The organism is Marinobacter sp. F3R08, assembly GCF_018860425.1.
Lineage (GTDB): Bacteria > Pseudomonadota > Gammaproteobacteria > Pseudomonadales > Oleiphilaceae > Marinobacter.
Genome location: NZ_JAHKPI010000014.1, coordinates 659,970 through 672,763 on the forward strand (window position 1 = coordinate 659,970; position 12,794 = coordinate 672,763).

The window sequence follows — 12,794 nt, forward strand, 5'->3', positions numbered from 1 at the left end:
AGAGCCCTAATTCATTAACACAGGAACTGCCTGTTTCATGTCAGAATCCGACACTTCCGGCGCTGCCCGTGCCGCTGAGTTCGAGCGCTGGGCTAACGTTTTTACCGCTCATAAGGCGTTCAGTCATCCATCCGAATTGCATGGTGTCTTGTGTGGTCGCCTGGCGGCCGGATCCCGTATAGAAGAACCGCAATGGCTGGCGATGGTGTGTGAGTACATGGGCCTGCCTGAGGGTGCAGCAGAAGAATCTGATGATCTTGCGCCGTTCATGAGCAAGGCATATGAGCAGACACTGGCGCTCTTGAAATCGTCTGACATGAGTTTCCATCCTTTACTGCCAGATGACGATTACGCCATTGCACAGCGGCTGGAAGCTCTGGTGGCCTGGGTTCGGGGGTTTCTTGAGGGCATGGCGCTTTCGGCCGGAGAGTCGCTGGGGCAGGCGCCCGAAGAGATCCGCGAGCTGATCGAGGATATGGTGGCCATCAGCCAGCTTTCCGACGACGAGGAAGCCGACGACGAAAGCGAGCAACAATTGCTGGAAATCACGGAATATGTCCGCTTGGGGGCGCTCGCCGTCTTTACCGAATTCAATGCCCCCGAGGCACCGAAGTCTGATTCGCCGACCCTGCACTGAACAGGGTCCTGACTGCAGGAGAGACTATGAACTCCATGATTCCCGTTAAGGAGTTTGCCGAGCGCCGTCGTAAGCTGATGGAGCGTATGGCGCCAGAGAGCATCGCGATTATCCCGGCGGCGCCGGAGCGTGTGCGCAACCGGGATGTACTGCACCCGTTCCGCCAGGACAGCGATTTCCATTATCTGTCCGGTTTTGGTGAGCCGGAAGCCGTGCTGGCGCTGATTCCGGGACGCGAGCATGGCGAGTCTGTGCTGTTCTGCAAGGAGCGGAATCCGGAGAAGGAGCTCTGGGACGGTTTCCTGGTGGGGCCGGAGGGCGCCATCGAAAGCTACGGACTGGATGATGCCTTCCCGATTGCCGACATCGACGACATTCTGCCGGGTATGATCGAAGGTCGTAGCAGAGTGTATTACCCCCTGGGCAAAGACGATCATTTCGATGCCCGGGTTATGGACTGGGTGAAGTTGATTCGTAGTAAGGTTCGCAGTGGTGCGCACCCGCCCGGCGAATTTGTGGCACTGGAACACCTGCTTCATGACTTGCGGCTCTACAAGAGCGCCAATGAGATCAAGATCATGGCCAAGGCGGGCCAGATAAGTGCCGAAGCCCACTGCCGGGCCATGAAGAGAGCCCGCAACGGTGGTTTCGAGTACAACCTGGAGGCCGAGCTGATCCACACCTTCATGGAGCATGGCGCAAGATCAACGGCCTACCCGTCGATCGTGGGTGGTGGCACCAATGGCTGTATCCTCCATTACATAGAGAATAGCGCGCCGCTGAAAGATGGCGATTTGGTGCTGATCGACGCCGGTTGCGAGTATCAGTGCTACGCCTCCGACATTACCCGCACCTTCCCGGTCAGTGGAACGTTCAGCAATGAGCAGCGAGCCCTATACGAAGTCGTTCTGGCGGCGCAATACCAGGCCATTGAGGCGGTATCTCCGGAGAATCACTGGAACCGGCCCCATGAGGCAGCACTGGAGGTTCTGACACAGGGACTGATTGATCTGGGGCTGTTGTCCGGCACACTGGAAGATGCCATTGCCAACGAAGCCTACAAACCTTTCTTCATGCACCGGACTGGCCACTGGCTAGGTCTGGACGTGCACGATGTGGGTGATTACAAGGTGGGTGATGCCTGGCGTCAGCTCGAGCCGGGAATGGCTCTGACGGTCGAACCGGGATTGTATATTGCGCCCGATAACACCGATGTGGATGAGAAGTGGCGTGGCATCGGTATACGCATCGAGGACGATGTCGTGGTGACCAAAGACGGCTGCCGGGTCCTGACCGATGCTGTTCCGAAGACGATTGCAGAAATCGAAGCGCTGATGGCGGACTGACATCCTGTGACCAAGCCTGATACCGACCTGATCATTGCCGGCGGAGGCCTTGCCGGAGCTACTCTGGCCCTGGCGTTGGCGCGAATGGTGCCGTCACTCCGGGTGACCGTGGTCGAGGCGTTCCCGCTGTCACCCGATGCCTTGCCGGAAGCCTATCAGCCCAGCTACGACGCGCGCTCTACCGCGCTGGCCTGGGGCTCCCGGTTGATTTTCGAAGAGCTTGGGCTCTGGCATCGGCTTGCCGAGCATGCCACGCCAATTGAGCATATCCATGTCTCTGACCGCGGGCACTTTGGTGCCACCCGACTGCATGCTGCAGAACATGGTCAGGAGGCATTGGGTTACGTGGCTGATAATCGCTGGATGGGCTTATGCCTGATGCGGGAGTTGCTGGAAACCGGAGTTCAGTGGCGGGCACCGGCGGAAGTGACGGATATGACGCCCACGTCTGGCGGCGTCCGGGTCCGGCTGGCGGAGGATGGCGAGGATGCCCGGGAACTGACAGCCCGCTGCCTGGTGGTCGCGGATGGCGGTCGCTCCGGCCTGCGGGAAAAACTTGGCTTCAGGCCTGATCGTCACAGCTATGGCCAGAATGCCCTGATCGCCAACGTCTCCACCAGTGAAAGCCATGGGTTTACCGCCTTTGAGCGATTCACCGATACAGGTCCCATGGCGCTCTTGCCCCACGGATCATCGACCAGGGCTGCACATCAGTCCGCACTGGTGTGGACCTTATCCGACGAGGCGTTGCGGGAGGTTCTGGGGCTTCCAGACGAGGAGAAGTGTCGCTGGCTTCAGGACCGGTTTGGCTGGCGTCTGGGCCGGTTCACCCGTATCGGTACCTGCCACCATTACCCGCTGACCCTGACCACGGTGGCTGAGCCGGTGCGTTCCGGAGTGGCTTTGGTGGGCAACGCCGCCCATGCACTGCATCCGGTGGCTGGACAGGGGTTCAATCTCGCGCTGAGAGGCTTGATGACACTGGTCGAGCAGTTTCGGCTGGCGGAAGAGCAGGGCAAATCCATTGGCGATCTTGACGTGCTGAAGCGGTACCAGGATCTGCACAAACGGGACTGGCAGCAGACCGCGCGTTTTTCCGATTCCCTCGTACGCCTGTTCGGGCATTCCATGCTACCGGTAACGGCCGCCCGGGATGCCGGGCTGGTGGGGCTTGACCTTCTGCCCGGAGCAAAGCGCTGGTTTGCCCGCAAGGCCATGGGCCTGGGCGGCCGCCGGGCGATGATTGGGCGACCCGGAAATCTGAATCGGGAGGCGCCGGGTCATGAGTGAGGCAAAGAGCTTTGATATTCTGGTGGCCGGTGGCGGCATGATCGGGGCCGCTCTGGCTCTCGGGCTCTCACGCCAGGGCTGGCGTGTGGGGCTGGTTGAGGGTTCTGATCACGGCACCCTGGTTCAGGCACCGCACTCAGTCGTTGCCGTTGAAGATTTTGAGCCGCGGGTAAGTGCCATATCGGTTGCCAGTCAGCAGTTGTTGGAGCAGCTTGGCGTCTGGGCCGAAGTTACCGCTGGCCGGCATTGTCCATATCAGACCATGACCGTCTGGGATGGAGACGGCACGGGGCGAATACAGTTTGAAGCCGCTGAACTGCAGGCTAAAGCCCTGGGCACGATTGTCGAGAACCGCAGCATCGTGCGGGCACTGTTCAGGGCTCTGGAACACAGTGCGGTTGAGCTGATGGAAGGGGCCAAAATAACTGGCTGTAGACGGTTGTCGGACGGCTATACGGTTGAACTGGAAGATGGCCAGTCTTTGTGTGCCGGATTGGTGGTGGGCTGTGACGGTGCCAATTCCCGTCTGCGTCAGTGGGTGGGCCTGCCGACCCGGGAGTGGGACTACGACCAGCAGGCCATTGTGTGCACGGTCCGAACCACCCAGAGCCACCGGTTTACCGCCTGGCAACGGTTTTCACTGACTGGTCCGCTGGCCTTCCTGCCTCTGTTGACCGAGTCCGGTGATGAGCATTTCTGTTCCATTGTCTGGTCCCAGGACACCAGGGAAGCCCGTCGGCTGATGGCCCTGGGCGACAGGGAATTTTCTGCACAACTCGAACGCGCCATTGAGCGCGAACTCGGGGCGGTTGAAGCGGTTTCCAGCCGGTTTGCGTTCCCGCTTCGCCAGCGTCATGCCAAGGACTACATCGCGCCCGGCTTTGCCCTGGTGGGCGACGCTGCACACACCATTCACCCATTGGCGGGACAGGGTGCTAATCTGGGCTATGGTGATGTACGTGCCCTGCTGGACGAACTCGCGCGGGCAAAACGCGCCGGCCTGAGTCCAGCCAACGATCTGGCGCTTGCGCGTTATCAGCGTCGTCGAAAAGGTGAGAACCTGAGCATGATGGCGGCCATGGAGGGTTTCAAGCAGCTGTTCGGCCGTGATGAACTGTCTGTCCGTTGGTTGCGCAATACCGGACTGCGCTGGCTCAACCAGCTGGGACCGGTCAAAAATCGCATTGCTGCTGAGGCCATGGGTCTGAACGGCTAAACAGAAAAGGAAGATTCCGATGGCTGGAAGCAGTCTTCTAGTTCTGATCGATGACATCGCCACAGTGCTGGACGATGTTGCCCTGATGACCAAAACCGCCACCAAAAAAACCGCGGGTGTCCTCGGTGACGACCTGGCGCTCAATGCCCAGCAGGTAACGGGCGTGAAGCCCGCTCGGGAGTTACCCGTGGTCTGGGCCGTGGCCAAGGGCTCGATGATCAACAAGGCCATACTGGTACCGGCGGCGGTTGCGATCAGTTTCTTCATGCCCTGGCTGGTCACACCGTTGCTGATGCTGGGTGGTGCCTTCCTGTGTTTCGAGGGTTTTGAGAAGCTGGTGCACAAATTCCTTCACCGGGAGGAAGTCCAGAAACGCAAAGGGGAGTTGCACGAGGCATTGCGAAGCCCGGATGCTGACCTGCGGGCAATCGAGAAGGACAAGATCAAGGGTGCTATCCGTACGGATTTCATTCTTTCAGCCGAAATCATTGCCATCACCCTGGGAACGGTAACGACCCAGACCATCGGCATGCAGTTCATGGTTCTGGCGGTGGTTGCCATCCTGATAACAACCTGTGTCTACGGCCTGGTAGCGGGGATCGTGAAACTGGATGACGGAGGCCTTTACCTCAGCCAGAAAGACAACCCGTTGCTGAAAGGGCTGGGGTCGGGAATTCTATGGCTGGCGCCCTACCTGATGAAAACGTTGTCCGTGCTGGGCACACTCGCGATGTTCCTTGTGGGTGGAGGCATCCTGACCCACGGCTTTACTCCGATCTATGACACCATTCACCATTTTGCCGAGGGGTTCAGTGGTGTGGCGGGCGTCGTGGTGCCAACGGTCGCCAATGGGCTGTTCGGTGTAGCCGCCGGTGCTGTGTTGGTGGCCGTCATTACCCCGCTTGCACGATGGTGGCAAGCGAGAGCCGCCTGACAGGACCAACGTCCTCAGAGGCAGGCGTCGAATAACCGGCTGACCAGCACCGGTACCGCGGTTTCCACGCGCAGGATCCGTGGGCCCAGATGGACGCTCTGACAGCCGGCCTCTTCCAGTTTTCCGACTTCGTAAGCCGTAAAACCTCCCTCCGGACCTATGCACAGAGCCGTGGGCCGGTTCAGGTGAACCGGGCAGGGGGTAGAGGTTCCGGGGTGAGCCACCAATGCCTGTTTATCCGCCAAAAGCGCCGGTAATTCGTCTTCCACGAATGGCTTGAACAGCTTGCGAATCTGCACCCGTGGCATCAGGGTGTCTTTTGCCTGCTCAAGTCCCAGAGTGAGATTTTCCTGCAGTTGCTTTTGTTCCAGCCAAGGCGTTTGCCAGAAGCTCTTTTCCACCTTGTAACTGTTGATCAGCCAGAGGTCTTTTACACCCAGAGTGGCGCAGGTTTGCAGAATACGTCGGAACATTTTAGGCCGGGGCATGGCCAGGATCAGAGTGAGGGGAAGTGGTGCCGGTGGTGGCTGATCCAGCACCACCCGGAGTTCCGCCTCGGTATCGCTGACCTGCACTACCTCGCCGGTCCCGAGCTGACCATCGACACGGCCAACGGGTACCGTATCGCCTGCAGTGGCCTTGATGACAGACCGCAGGTGAGACAGGCGTCGACCGCGTAAAATAACGCGATCAACAGCGATGAAATCTTCATCGAACAGCAAGGCCAGATTCATTCGCCGGCAGACCTGTCGCTTTCCGGCTCTGACACTTCCCGTTTGGCCAGTCGGCCGAACACAATGCCAACCTCAAACAGGATCCACATGGGAACTGCCAGCAAGGTCTGGGAAATAATATCCGGCGGTGTCAGCATCATTCCTATGATGAAACAGCCGACCACTACGTAGGGGCGCTTGGCCGCCAGATCTGCCGGCGTGGTGGCGCCTGTAAGGATCAGCAGCACGGTGGCGATGGGGATTTCAAAGGCCACGCCGAAGGCGAAGAACATCTTGAGTACGAAGTTGAGGTAACTGGTGATGTCCGGAAGCTCAACAATGCCTTCTGGCCCGATGGCCGTGAAAAAGCCGAACACCAGCGGGAAAACCACGTAATAGGCAAAAATTGCGCCCATATAAAACAGGATCACCGAGGTGAACAGCAGAGGAAAGGCCAGCCGTTTCTCGTGGGCATAGAGACCCGGTGCAATAAAGCTCCAGAGCTGGTAGAGAATAATCGGTATGGCGGCGAACACCGACAGAACCAGAGCCAGTTTCAGTGGCGCGAAGAACGGAGAAGTGACATCCGTTGCGATCATGGTCTGGCCGATAGGCAACAAGGAGCGGATAGGCTCAGACAGCCACAGGTATAACTCATTGGCAAACGGGTAGATGGCAGCGAAACAAACCAGCACCGCAAGCACCATTTTCAGAAGGCGGTTGCGCAGTTCGAGCAGGTGCTCGATCAGTGGCATTTCCTGTTGTTCCGGAGGCAGTTGGTTGCCGTCGGGCTTTGCATTCATGAACGGTTATCCGGCGGGCTTTGTGGGCTTCTGGTTGATGGTTGTTCGTGCCCGTCAGAGGCGGCGTCAGGTCTCTGTGAGACAGTGTCGGCATCGGGCTGACCCTGGTCCGAGGTGTCGCCCGTTGCCTGTGCTCCGGCAACGCGACGGGTTGCCGGTGCGGGTCTTGGCTTCGGGGTTTCGTTCTCGGGAAGGATCATGTGCTCATACTTTTTAGCTTCGTCCAGGGCGCCACGCACGCTTTTCTGAACGTCGTCCAGGCCGACATCCCCTGCCTTGCGAAGCTCTTCGCGCAGTTCATCGGCTTTCAGCTGCCGATCCAGTTCCGATGTGAACTGACTGACCATACGACGCGCGCCGCCCACCCAGCGGCCGGCAGCACGGGCCGCCGTGGGCAGACGCTCGGGGCCAAGCACTAACAGTGCGATGACGCCGCAGATGAGCAGCTCAAGAAAGCCGATATCGAACATTCAGCCTGGTCTCAGCTGGGGGACTTGTCCCGGGGCTTTTCTTCGGTCGCAGCCTGTTGTTGTGGCTGCTCCCCGTCGTTGCCTTCCAGCGAATCCTGGTTCTCGGTCTTGGAGTCTTCATCGTTCATGGACTTTTTGAAGCCTCGAATGGCACCACCCAGATCGCTGCCGATGTTGCGCAGTTTTTTGGTCCCGAACAACAGAATGACAATGCCGAGTACGATAAGTAATTGCCAGATGCTGATACCCATGACGGGGTCCTCATTTTAATGTTTCTGTTCAATAACATTGTACGTTACCAGAACGGTTGTGCGGAAACCCCCTTGAAGGTATTTCCGTTCACTTGTCCCGGGACGCTTTTTCTTCCAGGCCTGACAGATCGAACCGGCTGGCCAGTTCGTCCAGGATGTCCTTCGGGCCGAGGCCCAGTCTCGACAGCATCACCATGCTGTGGAACCACAGGTCGGCGGTTTCATAAACCACGTCCCGGGTTTCACCAGAGTGTTCTGCGTCCTTGGCGGCCAGCAGGGTTTCTGTGCACTCTTCGCCTACTTTCTCGAGAATCTTGTTCAGACCCTTGGCATGTAGGCTGGCCACATAGGAGGTTTCCGGGTCGGCGTCCCTTCGGGTTTCCAGAACCCGAGCCAGGTCTTCCAGTACGTCACTCACGGTCTTTGCTCCTCAGTTGCTGCCGTAGATGGTGCCGGGATCCTTGATCACCGGGTCGACACTGACCCACTGACCATCCTTCAGGGTCCGGTAAAAGCAGCTGCGTCTGCCAGTATGGCAGGCAATGCCGCCTTTTTGTTCCACTTTCAGCAGGATGACGTCTGCGTCGCAGTCCAGCCTGATGTCCCGGATGATCTGCTCATGCCCGGACGTCTCACCTTTGCGCCAGAGCTTGCCCCTTGAGCGGGACCAGTATACGGCATGACCTTCCTCGGCGGTCAGACGGAGTGATTCCCGGTTCATCCAGGCCATCATCAGGATGTCGCCGGTTTCTGCATCCTGGGCGATGGCCGGCACCAGTCCATCTGCGGTCCAGCGAATGGCATCCAGCCAGTCAAGGTTCTCGACGTTATCCGAGCTATTTTGCATTTTTGTGAATCCTGAAATCTTTATTGGTTATCGGCTGCCCCGGAGCATCAGTGCGCCGGCAATGGCAAACAGTGCCCAGCTCCAGGTTGGCATGTTTTCAATCCACTGCTGACCTTCAGGCTGGGTGCCCAGCAGGCCGCCAGCGATCAGCAGTCCCGCAAGTGTAGCCCGTCGCCAGCGCCGTTCGGTGCGGATCTGCTGCTCGCGGAGCAATTCCAGCGTTGCCTGGTTCTGGGGCTCGGTAGGCCCGGCCTGCCGCAGTTGCAGCAGTGCATCGTGCACGAGCTGAGGCATTTCCGGTGATTGCTCCAGCCAGGACGGCAGGTGGGACTGCAAAGACTTGATCAGCCCCGAGGGACCAATACGCTTGCGCATCCAGGTCTCCAGGTACGGTTGGGCAGTGCTCCACAGATCCAGGTCCGGGTACAGCTGGCGCCCCAGTCCTTCAACATTCAGCAGGGTTTTCTGCAGTAGCACAAGCTGGGGTTGTACCTCCATGTTGAACCGCCTGGCTGTCTGAAACAGGCGCAACAGGAAATGACCAAATGAGATGTCCTTCAGAGGCTTCTCGAAAATGGGTTCGCAGACGGTTCGGATGGCCGCCTCAAATTGGTTCACCGGGGTATCAGGGGGGACCCAGCCGGACTGGATGTGCAGCTGAGCCACCTGCCGGTAATCGCGTCGGAAGAAAGCCAGCAGGTTGCGGGCAAGGTAGCTCTGGTCGTCCGGCGCAAGGGTGCCGACAATGCCGAAATCGATTGCGATATACCGGGGGTCAGCGGGATTGGAGGTATCCACGAAGATGTTGCCCGGGTGCATGTCTGCATGGAAGAAACTGTCCCGGAATACCTGGGTAAAGAAAATTTCCACTCCTTTCTCTGCCAGTACTTTCATGTCGACACCGGCGGATCTCAGGGCGGCGGTATCGGCAATGGGAATGCCATGAATGCGCTCCATCACCAGCACGGATTTTCGGGTGTAATCCCAGTCGATAAACGGGATATAGATCAGGGAAGAGTCTTCGAAATTCCGCCGTAGCTGGCTGGCATTGGCGGCTTCACGCTGCAGATCCAGCTCGTCGTGAATGGTGGAGTCGTAGTCGGCAACCACCTCCACCGGGTGCAGGCGTTTGCCCTCGGACCAGTATTTTTCCAGCAGACCTGCCATCAGGTACATCAGCGCCAGATCCTGACGGATCACCTTTTCGATGCCGGGGCGCAGCACTTTTACGACCACCTTCTGGCCGTTGAGCAGTGTGGCGGCATGCACCTGAGCAACCGACGCCGAGGCTAACGGGTCTGGACTGAACTCGGCAAACAGTTCCGAGACCGGCGCGCCCAGTGAGGATTCAATAATGCCTCGGGCTTCATCACTCGGAAACGGAGGAACCCGATCCTGAAGGGTTTTCAGGGATTCGGCCATATCATCCGGCAACAGGTCGCGTCGGGTGGAGAGGATCTGGCCAAATTTTACGAATACCGGTCCCAGCTCTTCCAGTGCCAGCCGCAGGCGGTCGCCCCGGTCCAGCTTGGGCTGGGGGAACAGATGCCATGGGGCCAGCAGAAAGAAGACCTTCAGCGGCGCCGGCAGCTCGGCGATTGGCAGGAACGTGTCCAGCCGGTAACGGCAGAACACCCAGGCAATACGAAACAGGCGTTGCAGGCGGGTCACGGGTTCTCCGGTTTGTCAGTCTTGCCGCGGTTTTCAAGCAGGTTCAGTCGGGCTTCCAGTCTTTCAGTGCGCAGATCGAGTTCGTCGATAGCCTCGAATGTGGCCTCCAGTTCCCGTCGCCCTGGTAAGGCGCGGCTCTCTTCATGCACATACTCTTCGATATTGGCGTTCAGGGACTGGAAGGCCTGTCGACTCCAGCGGGTGGCACCGCGAATGCGCTGGCCCAGAAAGTGTGCCGGTACATCGCCGATGTGTCTTGCCATGGCGGCTTCCCAGTCCGGTTCGAGCTGGTTCAAAGCGCGCTGCAGTTGGTGCGCCAGTGCGGTGTCTCCGGCCACTTCAAGGCGGCCATCGGTAAACACCCGGTCATCGCCGGTGGCCAGTGCTGCAAAGGCGATGGGTTTACCGCTGATCTCCAGAGCTGGCTGGTCGACCGGCTGGCTGCCAACGCGGATACGGGTTCCGGCACGGTCAAGGGTGTAGGTCAGGGGAATCGGGTCGGTGATCGTGAACTGAACCGGGCCTGCCAGTGCTTCCATCAAGGCATGATGCCCCGCAGGATCGAGTTCCAGAGCCCGGTTCAGGGCGCTTTCCAGGATCGCGGAGACGGCAGCCAGCAAGGTCGGGCCGGGAAACATCAGGGCTTGATTCCCACATGCAGGGCAACGATGCCGCCAGTCATGTTGTAGTACTTGCAGTTCACCAGACCCGCGTCCTCCATCATCGCCTTGAGGGTGTCCTGATCCGGATGCATACGGATGGACTCGGCCAGGTACTTGTAGCTCTCGCTGTCTCCCGCGATAAGCTGGCCCATTAATGGCAGGGCCGAGAAGGAATAGGTGTCGTAGGCCTTGCTCAGCAGAGGGTTCTTGGGCTTGGAGAACTCCAGGATCATCAGCTTGCCACCGGGTTTCAGGACCCGGGTCATATCCCGAAGAGCCTGATCCTTGTCGGTCACGTTGCGTAGCCCGAACGCAATGGACACCGCGTTGAAATTGTTGTCCGGGAAAGGCAGGTGTTCGGCATCCGCCTGCACGTATTCGATGTTGCCGGCATAACCACGGTCTGTCAGTCGACCGCGGCCGACCTGTAGCATGGACGCGTTGATATCGGCCAGAACCACTTTGCCGGAGGGGCCTACGAGGTCCGAGAATTTCATGGTGAGATCACCAGTGCCACCGGCAATATCCAATACCTGGTGGCCGGGCCGGACGCCGGAAAGCTCAATGGTGAAACGTTTCCAGAGCCGATGAATGCCCATGGACATCAGATCATTCATGAGGTCGTACTTGCCTGCCACGCTGTGGAATACTTCCGCTACCTGGCTCGCTTTCTGGCTTTTGGGCACGTTGCGGAAGCCAAAGTGAGTGACTTCGTCCTGGCCGTCGCTGTTTCCGGCCTGGCCGGCTGGCGTTTGCTGCTCGCTCATGAGGGTGTCCTGTCAGAATCTGAGCCCTGTATTCTAACTGCTGACGGGGGCGCTACAAGGGTGGCGGCGAGTTAAATAGCGCCTTAAACTGTAAAACTGTCCAAACTCGAGAGAAAACTGATTTATGTCTGTTATTGATGTACACCGTCCGCATGCCCTGGATAAAGAACACGCGAGGCAGGCTGCCGAAGCTCTGGCGCAGGATCTGTCCAGTCAATTTGATGTGGATTACCAGTGGGAAGGCGATCAGCTCAAATTCAAGCGCAGCGGCGTCAAGGGGCAGCTGGATATCAGCCCGACTGATCTGCACATTCATCTGGAGCTGGGCATGTTGCTGCGGCCTTTCAAATCCCGGATCGAGCAGGAAATTCACTCCCAGCTGGACCAGATCATCAAGGCCTGATTCGGCGATTTACAGGTTGTCCGGCAGGCTGAACGGTGCCGGGTGACCACTGAGAATATTGCGCATCACCTGCTGTTCCCGGCTCACAAGCCGGTCAATCAGCAGCTCCACATCATCCATCTTGCGAAAGGCAGAATAGCCCCGGTGCAGGAAACTGTGTAAATCGGTCAGGCCGGCCATTTCTGCCGGGCTGCGGCTCATGGATAACAGCCAGCCAAGGGTGCGGTTGCGCACATAGCGATCAAGCTGCTGGCCAACGTCAGCCACCAGAGTAATCTGCGTTTCTCTTTGCGACTGCAGTCTGCTTTCCCGGTAGGCTGCGCAATATGTTTCGCTGGTCAGAACGCTGTTGGTTGCGCCCTGCTGGTGCAGCAGTTCTGCGAGCTCAAGGTCCAGCCGCTGGGTGATCAGGTTCAGTTCCACCAGGCCGGCAAAAGTGTTCAGAAGGTTGTCGGGCAGCCACTTCACCATCTTGGGGAATACCCGATCTATGTTGTCATCGCGACGGGTCATGCCGGCCGGGGCATAGAGATCTGTCAGCAGAAACTCAAGACCCTGATGGTAGCCGGGATGCTGGTAGAGATCCCTGTGAGTTTCTTTCAGGCGCCCAGCTTGCCAGTTGGCAACCTCGAACGTCGCGTTCAGCAGGGGGTGATGTGCCTTCAGCTGCCGGAAGTCATGGTAATCCAGTAGCAGCTGCTGTAGCCGGCGAGCGCTTTCAGAGCGGGCTTCGGTGGCGATAAGGCGCTCTCGGTACATCGGCGGTAGCTCCACTAGACCTGAA

The 12,794-nt window shown here is 58.7% G+C and carries 16 protein-coding genes; 6 read left to right on the plus strand and 10 right to left on the minus strand.

Annotated elements, in window-relative coordinates; genetic code table 11:
• The first annotated feature begins 37 nt into the window (after positions 1–37).
• The 5 genes from KO499_RS06060 to KO499_RS06080 are packed head-to-tail and all read left to right on the plus strand — an operon-like array spanning position 38 to position 5,423.
• A complete protein-coding gene (locus KO499_RS06060; protein WP_215982798.1) occupies positions 38–637 on the plus strand; it encodes a UPF0149 family protein in 600 nt (199 codons plus the stop codon).
• Positions 638–663: 26 nt separating this feature from the next.
• Positions 664–1,983: a Xaa-Pro aminopeptidase gene (gene pepP / locus KO499_RS06065; protein ID WP_215982799.1), complete on the plus strand. Its 1,320-nt coding sequence runs from the start codon at positions 664–666 to the stop codon at positions 1,981–1,983.
• Positions 1,984–1,989: 6 nt separating this feature from the next.
• Positions 1,990–3,273: a 2-octaprenyl-6-methoxyphenyl hydroxylase gene (gene ubiH / locus KO499_RS06070; protein WP_215982800.1), complete on the plus strand. Its 1,284-nt coding sequence runs from the start codon at positions 1,990–1,992 to the stop codon at positions 3,271–3,273.
• A complete protein-coding gene (locus KO499_RS06075; protein ID WP_215982801.1) occupies positions 3,266–4,489 on the plus strand; it encodes a UbiH/UbiF/VisC/COQ6 family ubiquinone biosynthesis hydroxylase in 1,224 nt (407 codons plus the stop codon). Before ubiH ends, KO499_RS06075 begins: the two co-directional genes overlap by 8 nt.
• 19 nt (positions 4,490–4,508) lie before the next feature.
• A complete protein-coding gene (locus tag KO499_RS06080; protein ID WP_215982802.1) occupies positions 4,509–5,423 on the plus strand; it encodes a DUF808 domain-containing protein in 915 nt (304 codons plus the stop codon).
• A 14-nt stretch (positions 5,424–5,437) separates the two neighbouring features.
• On the opposite strand, the gene KO499_RS06085 is transcribed toward KO499_RS06080, so the two are convergent.
• The 9 genes from KO499_RS06085 to ubiE form a co-directional block, all read right to left on the minus strand.
• Complete coding sequence (locus tag KO499_RS06085; protein WP_215982803.1) at positions 5,438–6,157, minus strand: 16S rRNA (uracil(1498)-N(3))-methyltransferase; 720 nt, start codon at positions 6,155–6,157, stop codon at positions 5,438–5,440.
• Positions 6,154–6,939, minus strand: coding sequence for a twin-arginine translocase subunit TatC (gene tatC, locus KO499_RS06090; protein ID WP_215982804.1), 786 nt, complete (start codon positions 6,937–6,939; stop codon positions 6,154–6,156). The genes KO499_RS06085 and tatC overlap by 4 nt, the downstream gene beginning before the upstream one ends.
• Positions 6,936–7,409, minus strand: coding sequence for a Sec-independent protein translocase protein TatB (gene tatB / locus KO499_RS06095; RefSeq protein ID WP_215982805.1), 474 nt, complete (start codon positions 7,407–7,409; stop codon positions 6,936–6,938). The genes tatC and tatB overlap by 4 nt, the downstream gene beginning before the upstream one ends.
• A gap of 11 nt (positions 7,410–7,420) precedes the next feature.
• Positions 7,421–7,660, minus strand: a complete 240-nt coding sequence (gene tatA / locus KO499_RS06100; protein ID WP_215982806.1) for a Sec-independent protein translocase subunit TatA — start codon at positions 7,658–7,660, stop codon at positions 7,421–7,423.
• A gap of 88 nt (positions 7,661–7,748) precedes the next feature.
• Complete coding sequence (locus KO499_RS06105; RefSeq protein WP_215982807.1) at positions 7,749–8,078, minus strand: phosphoribosyl-ATP diphosphatase; 330 nt, start codon at positions 8,076–8,078, stop codon at positions 7,749–7,751.
• Between the two features lie 12 nt (positions 8,079–8,090).
• Positions 8,091–8,507, minus strand: coding sequence for a phosphoribosyl-AMP cyclohydrolase (gene hisI / locus KO499_RS06110; RefSeq protein ID WP_215982808.1), 417 nt, complete (start codon positions 8,505–8,507; stop codon positions 8,091–8,093).
• 27 nt (positions 8,508–8,534) lie between these two features.
• On the minus strand, positions 8,535–10,178 hold the full coding sequence (ubiB, locus tag KO499_RS06115; protein ID WP_215982809.1) for a ubiquinone biosynthesis regulatory protein kinase UbiB: 1,644 nt from the start codon (positions 10,176–10,178) through the stop codon (positions 8,535–8,537).
• Positions 10,175–10,816: a ubiquinone biosynthesis accessory factor UbiJ gene (locus KO499_RS06120; RefSeq protein ID WP_215982810.1), complete on the minus strand. Its 642-nt coding sequence runs from the start codon at positions 10,814–10,816 to the stop codon at positions 10,175–10,177. Before KO499_RS06120 ends, ubiB begins: the two co-directional genes overlap by 4 nt.
• Entirely contained in the window at positions 10,816–11,607 is a 792-nt protein-coding gene (gene ubiE / locus KO499_RS06125; RefSeq protein ID WP_215982811.1) for a bifunctional demethylmenaquinone methyltransferase/2-methoxy-6-polyprenyl-1,4-benzoquinol methylase UbiE, read from the minus strand. The genes KO499_RS06120 and ubiE overlap by 1 nt, the downstream gene beginning before the upstream one ends.
• A gap of 124 nt (positions 11,608–11,731) precedes the next feature.
• Here ubiE and KO499_RS06130 point away from each other — a divergent pair, with 124 nt between their 5' ends.
• A complete protein-coding gene (locus tag KO499_RS06130; protein ID WP_215982812.1) occupies positions 11,732–12,010 on the plus strand; it encodes a polyhydroxyalkanoic acid system family protein in 279 nt (92 codons plus the stop codon).
• Positions 12,011–12,019: 9 nt separating this feature from the next.
• Here the strand turns inward: KO499_RS06130 and KO499_RS06135 are convergent, their stop codons facing one another.
• Entirely contained in the window at positions 12,020–12,769 is a 750-nt protein-coding gene (locus KO499_RS06135; RefSeq protein WP_215982813.1) for an FFLEELY motif protein, read from the minus strand.
• Positions 12,770–12,794 lie beyond the last annotated feature (25 nt).